At 58.6% G+C, this 21,999-nt stretch carries 21 protein-coding genes; 5 read left to right on the top strand and 16 right to left on the bottom strand.

The genetic code is table 11. The features are described from left to right. Positions 1-51 precede the first annotated feature (51 nt). The 16 genes from O3306_RS12210 to O3306_RS12135 all read right to left on the bottom strand — a co-directional run bounded on the left by O3306_RS12210 (position 52) and on the right by O3306_RS12135 (position 16,242). Positions 52-999, bottom strand: a complete 948-nt coding sequence (locus tag O3306_RS12210; RefSeq protein WP_272007629.1) for a F0F1 ATP synthase subunit gamma — start codon at positions 997-999, stop codon at positions 52-54. Further along, positions 983-2,521 carry a F0F1 ATP synthase subunit alpha gene (locus O3306_RS12205; RefSeq protein WP_272007627.1) on the bottom strand — a complete coding sequence of 513 codons (1,539 nt, stop codon included), beginning with the start codon at positions 2,519-2,521 and terminating at the stop codon, positions 983-985. The genes O3306_RS12210 and O3306_RS12205 overlap by 17 nt, the downstream gene beginning before the upstream one ends. Further along, the gene (locus O3306_RS12200; protein ID WP_272007625.1) at positions 2,511-3,281 is read right to left on the bottom strand and encodes a F0F1 ATP synthase subunit B family protein; all 771 of its coding nucleotides are present in this window, start codon (positions 3,279-3,281) and stop codon (positions 2,511-2,513) included. Before O3306_RS12200 ends, O3306_RS12205 begins: the two co-directional genes overlap by 11 nt. Before the next feature lie 3 nt (positions 3,282-3,284). Beyond that, entirely contained in the window at positions 3,285-3,572 is a 288-nt protein-coding gene (locus O3306_RS12195) for a F0F1 ATP synthase subunit C (RefSeq protein WP_272007622.1), read from the bottom strand. After that, positions 3,569-4,258 carry a F0F1 ATP synthase subunit A gene (locus O3306_RS12190; protein WP_272007619.1) on the bottom strand — a complete coding sequence of 230 codons (690 nt, stop codon included), beginning with the start codon at positions 4,256-4,258 and terminating at the stop codon, positions 3,569-3,571. The genes O3306_RS12195 and O3306_RS12190 overlap by 4 nt, the downstream gene beginning before the upstream one ends. Further along, on the bottom strand, positions 4,255-4,554 hold the full coding sequence (locus O3306_RS12185; protein ID WP_272007616.1) for an ATP synthase subunit AtpR: 300 nt from the start codon (positions 4,552-4,554) through the stop codon (positions 4,255-4,257). The genes O3306_RS12190 and O3306_RS12185 overlap by 4 nt, the downstream gene beginning before the upstream one ends. Beyond that, positions 4,551-4,838: an AtpZ/AtpI family protein gene (locus O3306_RS12180; protein ID WP_272007614.1), complete on the bottom strand. Its 288-nt coding sequence runs from the start codon at positions 4,836-4,838 to the stop codon at positions 4,551-4,553. Before O3306_RS12180 ends, O3306_RS12185 begins: the two co-directional genes overlap by 4 nt. After that, positions 4,835-5,227 carry an ATPase gene (locus O3306_RS12175; RefSeq protein ID WP_272007611.1) on the bottom strand — a complete coding sequence of 131 codons (393 nt, stop codon included), beginning with the start codon at positions 5,225-5,227 and terminating at the stop codon, positions 4,835-4,837. The genes O3306_RS12180 and O3306_RS12175 overlap by 4 nt, the downstream gene beginning before the upstream one ends. A gap of 14 nt (positions 5,228-5,241) precedes the next feature. Then, positions 5,242-6,636 carry a F0F1 ATP synthase subunit beta gene (gene atpD / locus O3306_RS12170; protein WP_272007608.1) on the bottom strand — a complete coding sequence of 465 codons (1,395 nt, stop codon included), beginning with the start codon at positions 6,634-6,636 and terminating at the stop codon, positions 5,242-5,244. Further along, positions 6,633-7,556 carry a carbamate kinase gene (gene arcC / locus O3306_RS12165; protein ID WP_272007606.1) on the bottom strand — a complete coding sequence of 308 codons (924 nt, stop codon included), beginning with the start codon at positions 7,554-7,556 and terminating at the stop codon, positions 6,633-6,635. The genes atpD and arcC overlap by 4 nt, the downstream gene beginning before the upstream one ends. A gap of 1 nt (position 7,557) precedes the next feature. Beyond that, entirely contained in the window at positions 7,558-8,559 is a 1,002-nt protein-coding gene (gene argF / locus O3306_RS12160) for an ornithine carbamoyltransferase (RefSeq protein ID WP_272007603.1), read from the bottom strand. Positions 8,560-8,576: 17 nt separating this feature from the next. After that, positions 8,577-9,806: an arginine deiminase gene (locus O3306_RS12155; protein ID WP_272007600.1), complete on the bottom strand. Its 1,230-nt coding sequence runs from the start codon at positions 9,804-9,806 to the stop codon at positions 8,577-8,579. Between the two features lie 14 nt (positions 9,807-9,820). Next, entirely contained in the window at positions 9,821-11,269 is a 1,449-nt protein-coding gene (locus tag O3306_RS12150) for a YfcC family protein (RefSeq protein ID WP_272007598.1), read from the bottom strand. Between the two features lie 140 nt (positions 11,270-11,409). After that, entirely contained in the window at positions 11,410-12,531 is a 1,122-nt protein-coding gene (locus tag O3306_RS12145) for an ABC transporter permease (protein ID WP_272007596.1), read from the bottom strand. A gap of 1 nt (position 12,532) precedes the next feature. After that, positions 12,533-15,265 carry a ribosome-associated ATPase/putative transporter RbbA gene (gene rbbA, locus O3306_RS12140; protein WP_272007594.1) on the bottom strand — a complete coding sequence of 911 codons (2,733 nt, stop codon included), beginning with the start codon at positions 15,263-15,265 and terminating at the stop codon, positions 12,533-12,535. Then, a complete protein-coding gene (locus O3306_RS12135) occupies positions 15,262-16,242 on the bottom strand; it encodes an HlyD family secretion protein (RefSeq protein WP_272007591.1) in 981 nt (326 codons plus the stop codon). Before O3306_RS12135 ends, rbbA begins: the two co-directional genes overlap by 4 nt. Before the next feature lie 179 nt (positions 16,243-16,421). Between O3306_RS12135 and O3306_RS12130 the strand changes: the two genes are divergently transcribed. The 5 genes from O3306_RS12130 to O3306_RS12110 are packed head-to-tail and all read left to right on the top strand — an operon-like array spanning position 16,422 to position 21,964. After that, positions 16,422-18,269, top strand: a complete 1,848-nt coding sequence (locus tag O3306_RS12130; RefSeq protein ID WP_442969997.1) for a PHA/PHB synthase family protein — start codon at positions 16,422-16,424, stop codon at positions 18,267-18,269. A 6-nt stretch (positions 18,270-18,275) separates the two neighbouring features. Then, positions 18,276-19,046 carry an enoyl-ACP reductase FabI gene (gene fabI / locus O3306_RS12125; protein ID WP_272007588.1) on the top strand — a complete coding sequence of 257 codons (771 nt, stop codon included), beginning with the start codon at positions 18,276-18,278 and terminating at the stop codon, positions 19,044-19,046. A 43-nt stretch (positions 19,047-19,089) separates the two neighbouring features. Then, the gene (locus O3306_RS12120; protein ID WP_272007586.1) at positions 19,090-19,362 is read left to right on the top strand and encodes a hypothetical protein; all 273 of its coding nucleotides are present in this window, start codon (positions 19,090-19,092) and stop codon (positions 19,360-19,362) included. Positions 19,363-19,388: 26 nt separating this feature from the next. Further along, positions 19,389-20,786 (top strand): bifunctional enoyl-CoA hydratase/phosphate acetyltransferase, encoded by a 1,398-nt coding sequence (locus tag O3306_RS12115; protein ID WP_272007583.1) that lies wholly within the window; start codon positions 19,389-19,391, stop codon positions 20,784-20,786. Beyond that, a complete protein-coding gene (locus tag O3306_RS12110) occupies positions 20,783-21,964 on the top strand; it encodes an acetate/propionate family kinase (RefSeq protein WP_272007581.1) in 1,182 nt (393 codons plus the stop codon). Before O3306_RS12115 ends, O3306_RS12110 begins: the two co-directional genes overlap by 4 nt. Positions 21,965-21,999 lie beyond the last annotated feature (35 nt).

Here is a 21,999-nt window from a genome sequence, read left to right as displayed (position 1 = left end):
CACTCACTACGGCCGCAAGCATCACCACGACTACAAGGTACGAAAATCGTCTTATCGATTTTGCTCTTTCTGCTTGGCTGAGGTGTTCCGCTCTTTTCCAGCGGCTGGATCCTTAGTGGTTCCAGAGCGTTTGTCTTTTTTCAGCGCCTCGAACCCTATGATCACATCAAGAAGTTCTGTCGTGATCTCGCTTTGACGCATGGCCCGCGTGTCAGATTTGAGCGCGTCCAGCCTGTCATCCACGGACTGTTCCGCTTGTTGCATCAACGCCAACCGGGCGGCATTTTCCGTGACCATTGCCTCTGCCGAAGCACGAAAGAGGCTTGCGAACAAATGCCCACGGATCAACGCCATAAACAGTTTGTCAGGCTGCATCGAGAAATACGGCAGGCTGCGTGACGCCCAGGGCCTTGCCTGAAGTTCGGCAACCATCGACGGGTCAAGCGGCAGCAGAGCAACAATTCTGGGGGCCTGCATCCCGCCCTCACCACGCGCGAAATAGGCAAGGGAGATCGAAACTTCGTGCGGCCGGCTTTCCTGCCTCAAGACGTCGAGCTTCTGCGTCAGCTGATTTGCAAGCCGCCCGATCCCATCGACAGAGGCGGGTGGAAAAAACGCCTTTTCGACATCGTAGCCCAGATCCGCCAAGGCATTCGCCATCTGCGCACCAACACATAGGACAGTCGTTTGTGCATTGATGTGTTGTTCGACATGGCCCGCAAGGGACTCGTTGTAATTGCCGCACAATCCATGGTCCGAACCGAAGACAACCATCACCTGTGCCGCTCGATCTGCTGGGGCGAGAGTGATCGGCCCTGATTGCGACACGAAGGCATGCAGGCCATCAAGAACCGTTTCGTGATAGGCCTCAATGGCGCGCGCGGCATGTTCATAGGGAGCAGAATTGATGACGGACAGTGTTTTCATCATGTGAACCACACTGCGGATCCCCTGCATACTCGTGGTGCGGCGGCCAAGCGTTTCAAGGGTTTCTGCCATTCTGCGCCTCCAGTGTCGCACGCGCTTGCTGCCCCAAGGCAACCATGCGGGCGCGCGCATCATCATCCAAGGTTACATTCTGCGCGATTTGTTGGGCGATATCCTCCAGATCTTGTGCGGCGGCAGTACGCAGCTCTGCCATCACGGCAAAGGTATCCGCCTCATTCAAGCCGTCGAACTGACCGTCCATGGCCGCCACCAGAACAGTCAGCTGTTCCAATGCGGGGATCGGATCGCGTTCTGCTTGACGCAAAGAGGCCCTGACCGCCGCCCCCCTCGTCAGCCTTGCTCGGGTCGCATCATCCAACCGTGTGCCAAACCGGGCAAAATCCTCAAGCTCTTCGAACTGGGATAGGGTCACGCGCAAATTGCCTGCCACCGAGCGGAACGCTTTGCTTTGCGCCTTGCCGCCCACACGACTGACCGAGACGCCCAGATCGACCGCCGGGAACTGGTTTTTTCGTACAAGGCGGGGTGATAGATAGATCTGGCCATCCGTGATCGAAATCAGGTTGGTGGGGATATAGGCCGACAGGTTTTCGGCCTGCGTTTCGACCACCGGTAATACGGTGATCGATCCGCCGCCCACGACATCGGCGAACTGGCCGGCGCGCTCCAACAGCCGCGCGTGAATGTAGAAGATATCGCCGGGAAACGCCTCTCGCCCCGGCGGGCGGCGTAGCAGCAACGACAATTCACGGTAGGATCGCGCATGGTGGGTCAAATCATCCAGCACCACCAGCACATCGCGGCCTTGCCCCGCGAAATACTCGGCCATGGTCAACGCTGCATAGGGGGCGATATATGCCAATCCCGCCGCATCTTCGTCCCCCGCCGACAAGATGATGGTGCGGGCCATCATGCCACCCTCGCTTATCGCGCCGATCACCTTGGCCACCGCATCGCCGCGCTGTCCGATGGCGCAGTAAATGCAGATCAAATCGGTGCTGGCCTGGTTCAGGATGGCATCGACCGCCAGAGACGTCTTGCCGGTCTGCCTGTCCCCGATCACCAGCTGCCGCTGCCCCAAACCAATCGGGACAGCCGCATCCACGGCCGTGATGCCCGTCGCCAAAGGTCGGGAAATGGCTTTTCGCTCCAAAATCTCGGGCGCTTCGGCCTCTACAGGTCGCGTGACCTCGGTCGCGATGGCCCCTTTGCCATCCTGCGGTTGGCCAAGTGCGTTGACAACACGGCCAAGCAGCGCGGGGCCGACCGCTGTGCTCACGACCGTATGTGTTCGAAGAACGCTTGAGCCAACTACGACACCGTCAGACGGGCCAAGCAGGACAACACCCAGGCGGCCCGGCTCCAGATCAAGCACGATGCCCTGAACGCCTCCTTCAAAGCGCAAGAGTTCGTCCGACAATGCACGCTCCAGACCGGTCACGATGGCGATCCCATCCGCCACCTCGGCCACTTGTCCGATCTCGCTCAACCGAGGGGCGGGCGCCGGGGCGTTCAGCAGAGCCTGCACAAGACCCTCGGGTTCAGCACTTATGTTACGGGTCTCAGTCCCCATGAGAATGCACTTTCGTGTCCGAATTCTTGGTCAGTTGATCGATGATCATCGCATCAAGCCCGTCGATATAAGAGTCCGTGGTCCACTCGACCTGTGCGCCACCCAAGCGCAACACCAACCCCGGCGCTTGTTGCGCATCCACCTCGAAGCGCAGCGAGACATCGGGCATGATTGTTCTCAGTTCCGCCGTCAAAGCATCCTGTGTCGCGGGCGGCAATGGACTATGGCTTGTAATGACCGCCCCCGCCGCTTGCCCAGCCGCACCGATCAAATCTTTGGCCATGGGCTTGATCTGCTGCACCAGATGATGCGCCATGCGCGCCTCCAGCGATTCATCCGCAAGATCACCGAGCGCCTTGCGGGTCAGGGACAAGAGCGCAGCCGCCCCAGCCCCATGCAACTTGGCGGCATAGTCTCGCGCCTTTGCGTCAAGATGAGCCTGCCAGGCCGAATGTTCCGCATCCATTTTTTCGCGGGCCGCCGCCAGCAAAGCGTCACGTTGTTCTTCGGCTTTCTTGCGGATTGTCTCTGTCATCTCGGACTGCGCGACATGCAAGGCCTGCACCTTGTTCTGATACTCCGTCTGTGCCGCCTCGGCCTGCTCCTTGGCCGTCACTGCCGCTTGCATCCGCTTGGCGATCTCGGCCTCTCGGGCATCGATCCCATCCAGAATGGGACGATACAAGAACCGCCTCAACAGCCAGACCAGAACCAGGAAATTGGCAATCTGGGCTGCGACAGTGATCCAGTCGATGGACATGGATCAGTTCCCCGCAGTCTGTGCCGCTTCCAAGGCAGCGTTCCAGTAAGGGTTCGCGAAGATGAGGATCATCGCCACAACGAAGCAGTAGATCGCTGTGGATTCGATCATGGCAAGGCTCACAAACAAGGTGCGCGAAATGATCGGCGCGGCATCAGGTTGCTGTGCGATTGCGCTCAGCGCGGTTGCCGCCGCGCGCCCCTCTCCCAAAGCTGGCCCAATCGCCCCGAACGAAACCGTAAGCCCGGCCGTAAAGATCGAGATGGCGGCAATGATAACAAGGTCTGTCATGGGATATCCTTTTCAACTTTTGCGGAGGACGCGGTGGCACTGGAGATGTAAACCGTTGCCAGAATTGCGAAAATATAAGCTTGGATCATGCCGGTCAGCAGCCCCAGCGCATCCATCACCACCGGAAAGAAAAACGGGGCAACCGTCAGCAGAATGGCGGCAATGACCGCGCCGCTCATGATGTTGCCGTACAGGCGGATCGCCAGCGAAATCCCACGTGAAAATTCCGCGATAATGTTGAAGGGCAGCATGATGAACGAGGGTTCAATATAGGTCTTGAGATACCCGCACAATCCACGACTGCTTATCCCGAACATCGGCACGGCAATCAGCACCGACAGGGCAAGCGCAGTCGTTGTCGAGAGCGACGATGTGGGGGGCTCAAATCCCGGGACAACCAGCAGCAGGTTTGACACCGCCACGAACAGGAACAAGGTGCCAGCGTAATACAGCAGGTGGCGCGAGGGGCCTCCGCTGATTTCTTCGATCTGACCTTGAATGCCCTGAACGATGACTTCCAGCGTCGTGCGCCAACGGTTCGGCGGAACATCCGCGCGCAGGTTGCGCGTGATCAGGATCGACACGACGGTCAACAACGCCATCACGATCCACGTATAGAAAATGGTCGCGTTGATGGGCAAACCCCACGCGTTGAACATGATGGTTTGATCGGGAGAGAGGTTCATGATGCACCCCTCGCAGGAGCACCTACCCGGGCAAACGTCGTGGCGATGAAGCGCGCTAAAAGAAACGCAACCGCATAGCCAGCCCCGGCCCACGATCCGCCCAGCGCGAGGACGATCCACCCTACGCCAAGCAAGGCCGCGATCCGTATCACCGCACTGAGAGACAGTAGCATGATCGAGTTTTCGCTGCGCAAGGCATAGCGCACCCCGACAGCCAGCCCAATGAAGAAGAGCGCCCCCATCACCAGGCCAATGGTGCCACCAAACAAGAACTCGGTCCAATCCACTACGATCATTTGTCGCCTCCTTCTTTGTTGATCCACGATGCGGCAATGAACCCACCGATCACGACGCCGCCCAAAATCAATGCGATGGTCCATGAAAACCCCTGCGGTGCCACACGGTCCAGCCAGAGGCCCAGAAACGCCCCGCCAACGGTCGGCACGGCGACCGACCAGCCGATCATCCCAAAGGTGCCGATACCGCGCAGCGGGCTTGGCCCCGGATTGTCTCGCGTGGATTTCATCCGCTTGGCTTGGCGGGCAATCTCGCCTGAAGATTTGTCAGGGCCGCGCGTCATATCAAGGGCCTTTGCAGTTCGGAAAACCGCCGGACCATGTCTGCCTCGAGCCGGGACAGGGCAGAGCGCGCTTGTCGTTCGTCCTCATCCATCTCGATGAAACTGGCCTCAACTGTCTCTTGCAACGTACCCAGATCACTCCCAAGCACGCCGCGCCTCACAGCCACGCGGACGACAGCCCCCTTTTTCACCAGCAGACCTTCATCCAGGCCGAAAATTGCCTCGCTCCCATCCACAAGGCGAAGCGTCATGACCGACGGCACAAGCGCCGTGACAAAATCAATATGGTTCGGCAAGATGCCGAAGGCACCATTTGGGGCGACGGCTGTCATGCGCGTGGCCTGCCCCTCGAACAGTGTGCGGGTCGGCAGGCGCAAGATGACGGTCATGTCGGACGCCATAATCATGGTGTGTCATCCAGATCCTCAAGGCCGCCGATCATGTAATAAGCACTCTCGGGCAAATCAAACTGCGTCTGCTCCAGGATCGTTTCGCAGCCATTCAGCGTGTCGGCGATGGGCACCAGTCTGCCTTTGGCCCCGCTGAAAGATTCAGTGGTGAAGAACGGTTGCGTCAAGAACCGTTCCAGCCTCCGGGCGCGTGCGACAGTGGCGCGGTCGGCCGAGGACAGTTCCTCCAGACCCAGCATCGCGATAATGTCGCGTAGTTCCTCGTATTCCGCCAGAGTGCGACGCACTGCGCGGGCGATATCATAATGTCGCTGCCCAACGACGGAGGGCGTCAGCATAACCGAGGCCGAAGCCAGCGGATCGACCGCCGGATAGAGCCCCTCGCTCGCCCTCTTGCGTGACAGAACGACCGATGCCGAGAGGTGCGAAAAGATATGCGCCGCCGCCGGATCGGTGAAATCGTCAGCCGGGACATAGACGGCCTGAATCGAGGTGATCGCCCCCCGCTTGGTCGAGGTGATGCGCTCCTCCAGCCCTGCCAATTCCGTTGCCAGAGTTGGCTGGTAGCCTACGCGGCTCGGCATGCGCCCCATCAGGCCCGACACTTCCGATCCCGCCTGAACGAAACGAAAGATGTTGTCGATCAGCAGCAGCACATCCTGGCCTTTGTCGTCGCGGAAATACTCGGCCATGGTCAACGCCGTATTGCCCACCAGGAACCGCACGCCGGGGGCCTCGTTCATCTGGCCGAACAGCATCACGGTCTTGTCGCGCACACCCGCTTCGCCCATTTCGCGATACAGCTCTTCGGCCTCGCGCGAGCGTTCGCCAATGCCGCAGAACAGGCTGACGCCCTTGTGGTGCTGCACAGTATTGTTGATCAATTCGGTGATAAGGACGGTCTTGCCCACGCCCGCCCCACCAAAGAGGCCCGTCTTGCCGCCTCGCTCAATGGGCGACAACAGATCAATGGCCTTGATCCCGGTCTCCAATATCTCGGAATGCAATACTCGGTCGCTCAGCTTGGGAGGGCGTTGGTGGATCGAGCGACGTTCTGTCGCCACCGGGGCGGGTCGGCCATCTATCGGCGCACCGAAGACATCCAGCATCCGCCCCAGAACAGCCTCTCCCACCGGCACCCGGATGGGCCCGCCAGTCGCCTTGACCTCCATGCCAAGACCAAGCCCACGCACCGGTGCCAATGCGATGGCCCGCACCATGCCGTGACCAATCAATGAGGCCACTTCCAGCGCGACGTTATCCGCATAAAGCAGATCGTGGATATGCGGAACGGCCCCGTCAAAAGCCACATCGACAACCCCGCCACGAATGGCGGCGATGCGTCCATCGGTCGTATCATCTGCCTTTGGAAGGGTCTGTGCGGTCATTTCGTTTGCTTGGCCTTTTTTGAAACGCAGGTGCCAGAGGTTCCTGCAAGCAATTCAAGCGCATCGGCCAATCGGCCAATGGCCGCGACGCCGCCCAGATCCGCGAAATCGCAAGCGGCGGCCAGCTTTGGCCCCATGGACCCTTTGGGCATGTCCAGCGCGCGCCCCTGATCCGGTGTCAGCTGATGCAACGGCTTGGCGTCATCGGTGCCAAAGCCCTGATAGACAGCGTCCACATCAGTCAGCAGCAGCAGGGCATCCGCGCCGATATCCGCCGCCAAAAGCGCGCTGGCGGCGTCTTTGTCGATCACCGCCTCGACCCCGATCATACTGCCATCAGGACGGCGAAGCACCGGAATTCCACCGCCACCGGCACAGATCACGATCACGCCCTGATCCAGCAACATACGCACGACGCGCAGATCAGGGATCTCGACGGGTTTCGGTGAAGGCACAACCCGCCGCCAGTAATCGCCATCCTGCGCGATGGTCCAACCGGCGGCCTTGGCGCGTGCCTCGGCCTCTTCCTTGGAATAGACCGGCCCGACAAATTTGGTCGGCTGGCCAAAGGCGGGGTCTCCGGCATCGACAACCACCTGCGTCAGCAGGGTTGCAACTGCGTGGTCGTGGCCCAGCGTGTTTTCCAGCTCTTGCTCGATCAGATAACCGATCATGCCTTCGGTTTCGGCCCCCAGCACATCCAGCGGATAGGCCTCATCAGGTTTGTAAGCCGCCCCCTGCAAGGCCAGCAGACCGACCTGCGGACCATTGCCGTGAGTGACTATCAACTGATGCCCAGCGCGCACGATCCGCGCCAACGCCTCTGCCGCTGTCTTGACGTTCGCGCGCTGCGCCTCTGCTGTCAGGGGCTGGCCGCGCTGCAACAGCGCGTTCCCCCCCACGGCTGCAACGACCAGCATCTCAGGCCCCCAACGTGGCGACAAGAACCGCCTTGATCGTGTGCATTCGGTTCTCCGCCTGATCAAAGACGATCGACGCCGCGCTTTCGAACACCTCTTCGGTCACTTCCATCGCGTCCAGGCCGAACTCTTCCTTGATCTCGGCACCGACAGTGGTTTCGGTGTTATGGAACGCCGGCAGGCAGTGCATGAAACGGGTGCGCAGGTTGCCGGTTTTCGCCATCACGGCGGCATTGACCTGATAGGGCGTCAGCAGCTTGATCCGTTCGGCCCATTTCTCCTTGGGTTCGCCCATGGACACCCAGACATCGGTATAGATGTAATCCACGCCTTTGACGGCGGCATCCACGTCTTCGGTAATCGTGACCTGCGCGCCAGTTTCGGCGGCAACTTCCCTGGCTTCTTCGATTATTGCGGCTTTGGGCCAGCAGGCTTTGGGCGCGCAGAGGCGGACATCCATGCCCATCTTGGCCCCGCCGATCAGCAGACTGTCGCCCATGTTGTTGCCAGCGTCGCCAAGAAAGGCAAAGGCAACCTGATGCAACGGCTTGTCTACATGTTCCTGCATGGTCAAAAAGTCAGCAAGGATCTGGGTCGGGTGGAACTCGTTCGTCAGCCCGTTATAGACGGGTACGCCCGAGAATTCCGCCAGTTGGTCGACGATATTCTGGCCAAAGCCACGATATTCGATCGCGTCATAAATCCGGCCCAGAACGCGCGCCGTGTCCTTGACCGATTCCTTGTGACCGATATGCGATCCGGTTGGCCCCAGATAGGTGACGCGCGCGCCTTGGTCATAGGCTGCCACCTCAAACCCGACGCGGGTGCGCGTGCTGTCCTTTTCAAAGATCAGCGCGATGTCCTTGCCTTGCAGCTTGGGCACCTCGGTTCCGGTGTATTTCGCCACTTTCAGGTCAGCGGCAAGTTTCAGAAGGAAGGCGATTTCACGCGGGGAATAATCCCGCAGGGTCAGGAAATGCCGGTTTTTCAGATTATATGCCATTGGGTTCGCCTTTCAGGTCAAACTGGATCGCGCATAGTCGGGCAGCTCATGCAGTGGCCGCCGCCACGACCACGCCCAAGCTCGGCGCCGGGAATGGCAAGCACCTCGATGCCCGCCGCCTTGAGCGCCGCATTGGTGTCATCGTTTCGGTCATAGCCCACGACAACGCCCGGCCGCAGGGCCAGCACGTTGTTGCCGTCGTTCCATTGCTCGCGTGCGCGCTCTTCTTCGGTGTTACCGCCGGTCGGCACGATCTGCAGTTTCTTGTATCCCAGCACCTCGGCCACGATATCGAAGATCGGGCGCGGGTCGTGGCGGAATTGCAGCGGGGCCGCACCTTCGCCGGGGCGGATATCGTAGCAAACCAACTCGTCCGCCACCTCCTTGAAGGTGGTGACTACATCGCCGCCGCAAAGCGTGAACACCGTATCAAGATGCATCGCCGCGCGCGATTTGGGAATGGCAAAAGCCAGAACCCGTTGCGCGACGCCGGAATCAAACAGCGCCTCGGCCAGTTGCCCAACCCCTTGGGGGGATGAGCGCTCGCCCATGCCGACCAGCACGGTGCCGTCGCCGACGGGCATGATGTCGCCACCCTCCAACGTGGCCAGCCCATGATCTACCGTGGGATCGCCAAAGTGGATCGTGGTCTTGCCCGCGAATTTCGGGTGGAACTTGTAGATGGCGGTATTCAACAGCGTTTCGGGACGTCGGGCGGCCCAGTGCATCGGGTTGACGGACACCCCGCCATATATCCAGGCAGAGTTGTCACGGGTGAACAGCGCGTTGGGCAGCGGCGGCAGGATAAACCCATGCGCGCCCAGATAGCTGCCGAACAGGCCCGAAGGCTTGAACGGCAGATCGTCTGTGGCCAGCCCACCCAGCAGATATTCGGTCAGTTGCGCGCCGGGCAATTCATCCATCCAGCCTCGCAGTTCGGACATCATGCCGACGCCGATCTGGTCAGGAACGATCCGATGCTTCAGCACCCAATCGCGGCCCTCAGAGATATCCAGCGTCTCGGCCAGAAGGTCATTGACGTCGAGCACCTCGACGCCCTCGTCACGCATGGTTTTGGCGAAAATGTCATGGTCCTTCTGGGCCTGCTTGACCCAGAACACGTCGTCAAACAGCAGCTCCTGACAGTTCGCAGGCGTCAGCCGACGATGGGCCAGACCGGGGCGGCAGACGATGACTTGCCGCAGCTTTCCGGTTTCAGAATGAACACCCAAGGCTTGATCGGTCATTGTTTGACCCCTTCTTACATTATTGTTGCGAGACTAAGTGCTGCACTGATGAACACCGTCAGGATCACCAGCAGCGGCCAGATGAAGGCCAACCAGCGGTCATACGGCACCCGTCCAATGGCGAGCCCGCCGACCACGACCGCAAAGGTGGGGTTGATCAGGTTCACCAAGCCATTGGCCGACTGATAGGCAGTCACGACCAGAGAACGGTCGATCCCGGCGAAATCCGCCAGCGGTGCGAGGATCGGCATCGACAAGACAGCCAGACCTGACGAGGACGGCACGAAGAAGCTCATGCCCACTTCGATCCAGAACATCAGGTTGATGAAGGCTAGATCACCCAGACCGCCCAAGGTTAGTTCGGCACTGTGCAGGATCGTATCGGCGATCAGACCGTTGTCCATGATCACCACGATGCCACGCGCCAACCCGACCACAAGCGCGACGCCCAGCAGATCACGGGCCCCATCGACGAAATTGCCGGTCAGCTTCTTTTCACCCATGCGGGCGACAATTCCGATGACGATTGCAGAACCAAGGAACAGCGCGGCCATACGGGCCATCCACCAGCCCTGAGAGGAAACGCCCCAGATCATCACCGCGAAGGTAAGGCCAAAGATCACCAGAACCAGCGATTGCGTAGCGGTCAACGTTTCGGTTTGCTCACCGTCTGTGCGGTCTTTGAGAAAGATTGCCTGATGCGCCCCGGCATGTTTGGACACGACCGAGCGTGAAGGGTCGGCTTTGACCCGGCGGGCGTAGAACATCACATAGCCTGCACAGATCGCCAGACCGCCAAGAAGAAGAACAAGGCGCAGCGTCATGCCTTCAGTAAAGGGAATCGCCGCCGCGTTGGCCGCGATCACGGTGGCAAAGGGGTTGATGGTGGAGCCCAGAACACCAATTCCGGCCCCGATCAGGATAATCGCAACACCGGTAACCGCATCATATCCCGCGGCAATCATCACCGGGATCAGGATAGCGTAGAAGGCGAGGGTTTCTTCGGCCATGCCATATGTCGTGCCGCCGAGCGCGAACAGCGACATCATGATCGGAATCATCCAGATCTCGTGCCCTTGGAGTTTTCGCATCACGGTCTTGATGCCGGTATCAATGGCACCGGTCGCATTCACGATCCCCAGAAACCCGCCCAGGAACAGAACAAACAGCGCCACGTCGATGGCATTCGCCACATAGCTGTCAGGGTCATAAAAACCAGCACCCGGCGCCAACATGACTTCCCAGAAACCCTGCGGATTCGGGTCTACCTCTTTATAGGTGCCAGCGACGGCAATTTCCTTGCCGACGGCTTCACTCATCACACGGTCGTAGCTGCCGGCTGGAATAATCCAGGTCAGCGCGGCGACCAGAATGATGAGCAAGAATAAAATTGTATACGCAGTTGGAAACCTGGAACTTACTTCCTTCTCCGGATTCAATCCGTCCCGATTATCACCTAGCATCAGAGTTCTCCTTGGAGGTTGCGTCGCTGGTATCCGCGAAGAGTCGCAGCTCAGCCCATGCATGAAGAGATACTAGTTAGGGAATCATCGCCCGGTATTGACGTGCATCAATCCCTGGACATCGTTTTAAAAATTTTTGGTCACGCAGCCATGGTTTGTCGAAACCGCAGCAAAGCGATCACAAAGAAGACCGCGCTCAAAGCTGCCATGACCACCATGTCGAACCAGACGGTTTCCAACCCCGCGCCGCGATAGAGGATCGCCTGCGAAAAGGCGACGAAATGCGTGGATGGCGAAATTTGCATGATGGCTTGCAGCCAGTCAGGAATGCTTTCCATTGGCGTCGTACTGCCCGACAAAAGATTCATGATTACCAGAACCGGCAGGGCCAGCAGGCCGAATTGCGGCATGGAGGTGGTAAACGTCGCAAGGAGAATACCCAGCCCGGTGACGGAGACGAGGTAAAGCACGGCGCCGGTCACAAACAGGGTGATTGAACCTGCGATCGGCACTCCAAGTATGCCCTGCACCACCAGCCAAAGTGACAAGACAGCGGCAATGATGATCGCCAGACCGTTCGCCCAGATCTTGGCCAGCATGATCTCGGATGGTGTGACCGGCATGACCAGAAGATGCTCGATTGTGCCGTGTTCGCGTTCGCGGATCAATGCGGCCCCGGTCAGAAGGACCGACAGGATCGTGACATTGTTGATCACCTGCATCACGGATGAAAACCACGTCGATTGCAGATTGGGGTTGAACTGCGCGGTGACGATCAGATCGATTGGCAAATCGCTGGACGTGTCGTCGCCAGAGACAAATTTCGTCACTTCGGCCGCGATGATCTCTTGCAAGAAAACCGCCCCGTTCCCGGCCTGCACCATGGCCGTGGCATCGACGTTCAGCTGAAGGGACGGCTGCAGACCCGCGATCACATCTGCTTCGAACCGAGGTGGGAAAGACAGCACGAAAACATATTCGCCATTGTTCATGACTTCATCGACATCCCCCAAGGAAATTTCTTGCGGCGTGTCGAATTCCGGCGGCAGAATAGCACCGACGATCCGCCCGCTCAGTTCGGAGTGATCCAGATCGACATAGGCAACGGAAGCGTTGATGACTTCCAGCTTCGCTCCGGTTGCCACGGCATAGACCGCAAAGCTGAACACATAGGCAATCAGGAACAGCAACACCGGATCGGCCCGAAGACTGCGCAGTTCTTTCAGGCCAAGTCGGTAGATATTGGACAGCCACAGCATCATATCAGGTTTCCTGCTTGCTCAGCGCGAGGATTGCCACCGCGATGAAAAAAACGGCAAAGCCTGCCAGAGCGAGGTGGTTTTGCCAAAGCTCGGCAAAGCCAAGGCCTTTGGTGAAGGTGCCGACGCTGATTTGCTGGTACCATCCGGACGGGAAGCTAAGGCCGATCATCCGCCCGCTTCCCGAAAGCGACGACACCGGAACCAGAAGGCCCGAAAAGTTGACTGCAGGGATGATCGCGATGATCGCCGCCGCAAAGGTCGCCGCGACCTGCGTCTTTGTGAATGTCGATATCAAGACACCAAAGCCGGTGGTCGCAAAAACATAGAGAAACGTGCCTACCAACAACGCAAGGCCCGATCCCTTCACGGGGACACCAAAGACGCCGTAAGCGACAATCATCAAGGTCGCAAAACTCAGCATGGCGATAACGACGTAGGGCAGTTGCTTGCCGATCAGGAATTCGGCGCGCGTGACCGGAGTAGATCGGAAATTGGCGATGGATCCGGTTTCTTTTTCCCGCACAACGCCCATCGCTGCCATCATCGACGGGATAAGCACAAGCATCAGCATGATCACCGATGGCACCATGGCGACCACACTCTTGAATGATTGATTATACCGAAAGCGGGTCTCGACATTCACGGCACTGGTGTTGATCGCCTGGCCGTAGGTGCGTTCTAATTGATCCGACATATAGGATTGGGCCAGACCAAGCAGATAGCCGCGTGTGGTTTCCGCCCGAAACGGCATTGCCGCATCGACAGCCGCACGCACCTCTGGAACGTCACCCCGCAAGAGCGATTTTCCAAAATCTGGTGGTATTTCTATGGCAATGGCGATCTCTCCATCGCGAAGACGTGATTCAAGATCAATCGCGCTGGTTGCCGGATCGTGTTCCTCGAAATACCGCGAGCCGGAAAACGCCTCGAGAAGCGCGCGACTTTCTATGCTTTGGTCCTGATCCAGCACCGCATAGGGCAAATCCGTCACGTCGAAAGAGATACCATAGCCGAAGGTCAACATCAGAATGACCGGCCCCAGGAAGGCGAAGGTCAGGCGCAACGGATCGCGCAGGATTTCCATCGTTTCGCGACGCGCAAAGGCCCACATCCGGGCCAACGCGCCGCCAGAGCGTCGTTGATCGTGTCGCTCTGCCTTGGCTGGGGCCTCTGACGCAGGGGCCTGAATGGGGCCTGCCGTGTCTTCTACCGCGTCCTCCAGATATCGGACGAAGGCATCGTTCAGACTATCACTGTTCTTGGACGCGGTTATGTCGTCCGGTGCGCCGACCGTCAGAACACGTCCGGCATGCATCAGGGATATCCTGTCACAGCGTTGCGCTTCGTTCATGAAATGGGTCGAGATAAATATCGTCACACCATCATTGCGCGACAGCGCGATAAGATGTCGCCAGAACGCATCCCGTGCAACTGGATCGACGCCAGATGTCGGCTCGTCAAGGATCAACACCTCTGGCGCATGGATCATCGCAACCGCGAGCTGAAGACGCTGACGGATGCCCAGCGGCAGAGCATCGGGGCGGACGTCCGCAACATGGGCCAATTCGAACGTCTGCATCATCTCGGCGACCCGCCCAGCGCGTTCGGTCACTGGAAGCTGATACAGTTCGGCGTGCAGGTCGAGGTTCTGGCGCACCGTCAATTCGCTATACAGCGAAAAGGATTGCGACATATACCCAACCCGCTTGCGCGTGCGCATGTCACGCGCGTCCAGCGTCTCACCAAAGAGCAGCGCCTCGCCTTCACTCGCAGGCAGCAAGCCCGTCAGCATCTTCATCGTTGTGGTTTTGCCGCAGCCATTCGAGCCCAGGAACCCAAAGATTTCCCCGCGCTCGATCTCGAAATTGACGCTATCGACGGCAACGAAATCTCCAAACCTGCGGGTCAACGCCTTGGCCTGAATGGCCGGAGGGCCGTCCCCGGCTTGCCGGGGTGGTACCACAACATCGCGGTGCCCGCGGCGGGCGGACTCTGGCAACATGGCGATAAACGCCTTTTCAAGCGTTGGTTGATCCGTTTGCTCCAGAATTTCATTCGGCGCACCCGTGGCGATCACCTTGCCGTCCGACATCGCAGCGAGCCAATCAAAACGCTCTGCCTCCTCCATATAGGCTGTCGCGACAATCACGCTCATCTCGGGGCGCTGTGCGCGGATACGGTCAATCAAGTCCCAGAATTGCTGCCGCGACAGCGGGTCCACACCCGTTGTCGGCTCATCTAGGATCAACAAGTCTGGATCGTGAATAAGCGCCGAGCAAAGCGAGAGTTTCTGTTTCATGCCGCCCGACAGCTTGCCGGCGGGCCGATCCGGAAACGGATCAAGCCCGGTCGCCTGCAAAAGATCGGCAATCCGCGCGCGACGTTCGGCTTGCGACTGGGCAAACAGCCTGCCAAAGAAGTCGAGGTTTTCGGTTACGGTCAGCGTCGGATAAAGGTTCCGCCCCAGCCCCTGCGGCATGTAGGCAATGCGTTGGTTGCAGACCCGCAAATGGCCACGATCGCGAATATCGCCGCCCAACACCTGCACATCGCCGGATTGCAGCCGCCGAACACCTGCCAGCAGGGCCAGAAGGGTTGATTTACCCACACCGTCCGGCCCGATCAGGCCCGCCATACAGCCCGCAGGCACCTCCAGCGTGACGTTGCCCAGCGCACAGGTTTTCCCGTAGCGATGAGTCACGCCCTTCAGGCTGGCAACCGAAGTATGGATCATTCCGGCAGTCTCACCGCCAATTCAGGTGGCCAGGCAACGCTTTGATCCACCAACACATAGCCGACACCCGGAACACCTGCCCGCGCGCGATCAAGGTAGTCGGCCAAAAGCTCGGGTGCGATGGTCAGCTTGACCCGGAACATCAACTGATCGCGCTCTTCGCTGGTCTCGACCGACTTCGGGGTGAACTGTGCGGTGCTGGCAACGAAGGTCACAGTTGCGGGAATGACATATTCAGGGATGGCATCCAGAATGATCCGCGCCTCAGCCCCCATGGCAAGCCGCCCCGCCGCCGCCGACGGCAAAAACACCGTCATGTACATATCCGACAGATCGGTCAGGGTCACGATGCTGCTACCCGCGGCGACGACCTCGCCGACATGTTTAAGCACATATTGCACGCGCCCTGCCCGAGGGGCCCGTAGACTGGAGTCGTCGATCTGGCTTTGTATGCCTTCGACAACAGCCTCAGCCGCGGCAATGGTTGCATCTGCCAAGGGAATGCCCGCCTCGGACGCTGCAACGGCGGCCTGCGCAGAGGCGAGGACCGTGCGCTGGGTGTCCAGGCGGGACTGGCTGTTAAACCCCTTGCTGGCCAATTCTTCGACACGCGCGAATTCGGCCTCTGCGGTAATCAATTCCGCACGATGTTGTCGCAATACCGCCTCGGCTTGAAGCTTTTGCTGCTTCGCCTGCTGAACAGCGGCCTGAGCCTGATGTAACTTCGCGTCCAGATCAGCGGTGTCCATGCGCGCAATCATTTGTCCGGCTTCTACCCAGTCCCCCTCAGAGACAAGAACCTCGGCCACCCGGCCAGCCAATTTGGTAGCGACTGAGATCCGCTCTGCCTCGATCCGGCCATTCGATCGGCTGATGCCCTCCGGTATGTTCGATGCCTGCGATATTTGCCACCACGCCGTTCCGGCAATGGCGGCGACAATCAGCAGGACGGCCACTGCCACTTTGGTTTTTTTCATGATCTGGGTCCGTTTCAACATGCAAAGAAGAAAATAAGGGTGCAGCAATCCGTGCGCCTTGCGCATTTATGTTGATTATCCCATCTACCAATCGCGGTGATTGATGTAGGTCAATCCCGGCTCATGCATTCCAAGGTATCAGTGAACCAGATCCTCATTGAGCGAGAAAGGTTGTTCAGATGACGTTGGTCGCTTCAGTTGATAAAGAAAAATCGCATGCAGAAGGGTCGAAAGCCCCTTTCTCTCGCGATCACCACAAGATTGCGCATTCGAACTTCAGTGCCAGACCGGTGCCGCACACACATACCAGTATGGAACAGGCATTGGACAAGAGCCTCAAGGCGGCCCAGGCACGCTTTACCGGAGGGTTGTCGCCGATCGCTCTCGCCGCGGCCTATTCAGATTGGGCTTTGCACCTGTCATCAGCGCCGGGCAAGCAGTTGGAACTGGTAGAAAAGGCGATCAAGCAAGCAACGCGCCTTGCCAGTTTCACGACGCTTTGTGCGCAAAATCCCGATACGGACGAGACCTGTATCACACCTCTTCCGCAGGATCGGCGCTTCAAGGGGGAGTCATGGCAAAAATGGCCTTTCAATGTCATGTCGCAGGCCTTCTTGCTGAACCAGCAATGGTGGCACAGTGCGACCACGGGCGTAGAGGGCGTTACCGAGCAGCATGAAAATGTTGTCGAATTTTCCGCCCGCCAGATTCTCGATATCTTTTCGCCGTCCAATTACCCTCTGACCAATCCCGAAGTCTTGGCGCAGACCTATCGTCAGGGTGGAATGAACCTTGTCCGGGGCTGGCAAAACTTCATCGAAGATGCTTCCCGCATGAATGCAGGAAAGAAGCCTGTTGGCGCAGAGGCGTTCGAGGTCGGCCGCAATCTGGCGACTGCAAAGGGAAAGGTTGTCTACCGCAACCATCTGATCGAATTGATCCAATATGCACCGACGACCGACAAGGTAAGGCCAGAGCCCATGCTGATCGTTCCGGCATGGATCATGAAATACTATATCCTTGATCTGTCAGAACATAACTCGCTCGTCCAATACCTGACAGCGCAAGGGTTCACCGTCTTCATGATCTCGTGGAAGAACCCCGATGCCGAGGATCGCGACCTTGGAATGGAGGATTATCTATCCCTTGGTGTCATGGATGCCGTCGAGGCCGTCGAAACGATAACCAAACAGCAGAAAATCCATGCCGTGGGCTATTGCTTGGGCGGTACGCTACTGTCCATTGCGGCGGCAGCCATGGCGCGCGAGAAAGATGACAGGCTGAAAACAATTACCCTGTTGGCGGCTCAGGTCGATTTTACAGAGGCCGGAGAGTTGACGCTCTTCATCAACGACAGCCAGCTCGCCTATCTCGAAAACATGATGTGGGACAAGGGATACCTGGACACCAAACAGATGTCGGGCGCGTTCCAGCTTTTGCGGTCCAACGATCTGATCTGGTCGCGGGTCATCCATGACTATCTCATGGGAGAGCGCACCGAGATGATAGACCTGATGGCCTGGAATGCTGATGCGACCCGAATGCCCTACCGGATGCACTCGGAATATCTCCGTAGGCTGTTTCTCAATAATGATCTGGCCGAAGGGCGATACCAGGTCAGCGACCGCCCAATCGTCATCTCGGACATCCGGGCGCCGGTCTTCATGGTCGGCACCGAGCGCGACCACGTGGCCCCTTGGCAATCGGTCTACAAGTTCAACCTGCTGTCCGACACTGATGTGACATTTGTTCTGACCAGCGGTGGTCACAATGCGGGAATCGTATCTGAACCCGGCCATCCTCATCGCCACTACCGGATACGCACCAAAACCAAGGATGAGTCCTATACCGATCCAGAGCGTTGGGCCAAAGAAACAGAGATGACCGAGGGATCTTGGTGGCCTGCGCTTGCCGAATGGTTGGCAGAAAATTCCGGGGAGCCAATCAAGCCCCCAAGAATGGGCGCAAAGGCCAAGGGATACGCGCCGCTGTGCGATGCTCCTGGCACCTATGTTTTTCAGGAGTGAATGGTGATGCTGGAAGCCCTCCTGCAAGGCAAGCGCGGGCTGGTCGTCGGGATCGCAAACGAACATTCGATCGCGGCGGGCTGTGCCATGGCCCTGCGCGAGGCGGGCGCCGAGTTGGCCGTGACCTATGCTGATGAACGCTCAAAGCCCTTTGTCGCCCCGGTAGTGGCAAAACTTGATGCGCCCATCTTCATGCCCATGAATGTAGAGATCGACGGCCAGCTGGAAGCCGTTTTTGATGCGATTGAGCAGGAATGGGGGCAAATCGACTTTGTCGTCCATTCCATCGCCTTTTGTCCGAAGGACGATCTGCACGGCCCGGTCAGCGCCTGTTCGAAAGCAGGTTTCGCGCAGGCAATGGATATCTCTGTGCATTCCCTGATCCGCATGACCCGGCTTGCCATTCCGTTGATGCCCAAAGGCGGCAGCATCCTGACGATGAGCTATTATGGCGCCGAAAAAGTTGTCGATCACTACAACATAATGGGGCCGGTAAAATCGGCGCTTGAAGGCACCGTAAAATACCTCGCCGCCGAGCTTGGCCCGAAACAAATCCGCGTCAACGCCATCTCGCCAGGGCCTCTGCACACACGCGCCGGATCGGGCATCGCCCATTTTGACGAGCTGATCGATGCTGCCCAAAACCGAGCCCCCGAGCGCAGCCTCGTCAGTATCGAGGATGTCGGCCACATGGCCGTCGGGATGGTCAGCGACCTGTCGCGGAAAGTGACCGGAAACATCGCCTATGTCGACGGCGGGTATCACGTGCAGGCCTGACAATACACTTCAAATTCACACAACCTTACAAGGCAAAATCACCATGACCAAGAAGCCAATCCATTGGAATCCTGACCTCAGCTACCCAGTTGGCAAAGGGGCCACCGAACAGCGGTTTACTGCAACCGTCGACGGCGACGAACTTGAGATCGATACCCACCCGTGGGGCGAAGCCGACCTGACGATCAACGGCAAACCGGCGAGCCATGTAGCAGGCAAACAGTCCGATGGCGCCGCCTTTCGCGAAGCCGAAAAGATTGCTGAAGAGATCGAAGATCACAAAGACAAGGACGGTCAATCGCCGTCGGACTCTTGAGCCGCTCTCCGCAAAAGGTATCGCCCATGCAATTCATTGAAAACAAAACCTTTGATGAACTCAAAGTCGGCGATAGCGCGGAACTGACCCGCACGCTGAAACCCGAGGATATCGAGCTGTTCGCCGTCATGTCCGGCGATGTGAACCCGGCCCATGTCGATGCCGACTTTGCCAGTTCGGATATGTTTCACAAGGTCATCGCCCATGGCATGTGGGGCGGTGCATTGATTTCTGCTGTTCTGGGCACGGAGCTTCCGGGCCCAGGCACCATCTATCTGAACCAGAATTTCAGCTTTCGCGCGCCCGTTGGTCTGGGTGATACGATCACGATTCGAGTGACCGTGGCCAAAAAGAGCGCCGCCCATCATCATGTCACTCTGGACTGCCTTTGCATCAATCAGAACGACGAGACAGTTATCGAAGGTCAGGCCGAGGTGATCGCGCCCACTCAAAAGGTCCGCAGACCACGCGTCACCTTGCCCGAGGTGCACATCCATGAACGCGGTGCGCGGTTCAGTGACCTGATCAAGGCCACGTCTTCCATAGAACCCGTGCGCACGGCGGTAGTACATCCTTGTGATGAGCTCTCGCTCGAAGGAGCTCTGTCCGCTGGCGAGAAAGGCATGATAATCCCCGTACTGGTCGGACCTACAGCCAAGATCGAAGCCACGGCCAAGGCCATGGGGGCCGATCTCAGCAACATCGAAATCGTCGACGTTCCGCACAGCCACGCCGCCGCCGAGACTGCCGTGGCGCTGGCCCGCGCGGGCAAGGTGCATATGCTGATGAAGGGCAAGATCCACACCGACGAATTGCTGGCCCCCGTGGTGGACAAGGACACCGGCCTGCGCACCGAACGGCGCATAAGCCATGTCTTTGTCCTTGATGTACCGAGTTACCCCAAGCCGCTGTTGATCAGCGACGCGGCCATAAATATCTTCCCGGACCTGCAAACCAAACGCGACATTGTTCAGAACGCGATTGACCTGGCGCTTGCCCTTGGCATCGAGCTGCCTCGAGTAGCACTGCTTTCGGCGGTTGAGACCGTGACGCCGAGCATCCCGTCAACGGTCGACGCGGCCGGCCTGTGCAAGATGGCGGATCGTGGCCAGATCACCGGCGGATTGCTCGACGGACCTTTGGCTTTTGACAACGCCATTTCGAAATCAGCCGCGGATAGCAAGGGCATCACATCGCAGGTCGCAGGCCAGGCGGACATTTTGATCGCACCGGATCTGGAAGCGGGCAACATGATCGCCAAGCAGCTGATCTATCTTGCGGGCGCGGACGCTGCTGGTGTTGCTCTGGGCGCGCGCGTTCCGATCGTGCTTACCAGCAGGGCTGACGGGGTGCTCTCACGGCTGGCCTCTGCAGCGATCGCCCAACTCTACGTCCACAAGAGCGCGGCGGGTGCCCTGTCATGAACGGTGTGTTCGTCACTTTGAATGCCGGATCGTCCAGCCTGAAATTTGCCGTCTTCGAGGGTGGTTCCGCATCCACCACAGCGCTCATGCGAGGCAAGATCGCAGGCATCGGCGGAACGCCTGTCTTTTCCGCGAAAGATGCGCATGGCAAAGCAATCAACACAGGGGGCTTGGGCGCTCTCGAAGCGTCGTCTGATCATGAGACACTGATCGCGCAATTGCTGCCATGGTTGGCGTCATATCAGAAGGACCGGCCCCTCTTGGCCGTTGGTCACAGGGTTGTTCACGGTGGTCAGTTCTACGACAGGCCGACACTCATCTCGCCTCAGGTTATCGAAGAGCTTGAAACACTCGTGCCCTTGGCCCCCCTGCACCAGCCACACAACATCGCCGCAATTCGGGCCGTCGAAAAGTGGCGCCCTGAAACGCCTCAGATCGCCTGCTTCGATACCAGTTTTCACCGCACTCAACCGCGTCTGGCACAGCTCTTTGCCTTGCCCCGCGACCTGACAGAGCAAGGGATCATCCGCTATGGATTTCACGGCCTGTCCTATGACTACATCGCCAGCGTCCTGCCCGAGCATCTCGGGCAGAACGCATCCGGGCGCGTGATCGTGGCCCATTTGGGCAATGGATCGAGCATGTGCGCAATGAAGAACCGCAAAAGTGTCGCAACCAGTATGGGTTTCACGGCACTGGACGGTTTGATGATGGGGCGGCGCTGTGGCAGCCTTGATCCCGGTGTCATCCTCTATCTCATGCAGGCAAAAGGCATGACCGCGCCCGATATCGAGAACCTGCTCTACAAGGAATCCGGGCTTTTGGGAGTCTCCGGGCTCACCAATGACGTTCAGGATCTGCAAAACAGTGACGATCCCAATGCCCAGGAAGCCATCGCGCTATTCTGCTACCGGGCAGCCAGCAATCTGGCGAACCTTCTACCATCCATCGGAGGACTCGATGCGTTAGTGTTCACAGCCGGCATCGGCGAGAACTCGGCGCAAATTCGTGAATTGATCTGTGAACAACTGGGCTGGTTGGGTGTCGCGTTGGACGACGCGTCAAACAAAAAAAACGCAACTCGAATTAGCACGGACCGCTCGAGGGTAGAGGTCTTTGTCCTGCCCACGAACGAGGAAGCCGTCATTGCCCGCGCCTGTCGAGAGCTTTTGCATTAAGCTGGGAATTCTTTTCGACGAGTCGGCGCAGGCAG

The sequence above is a fragment of the Roseovarius sp. ZX-A-9 genome (assembly GCF_028369135.1).
Classification (GTDB): Bacteria; Pseudomonadota; Alphaproteobacteria; order Rhodobacterales; family Rhodobacteraceae; genus Roseovarius.
The sequence above is the reverse complement of the archived record's forward strand: the minus strand, read 5'-3'. Positions and strand labels throughout refer to the sequence as shown.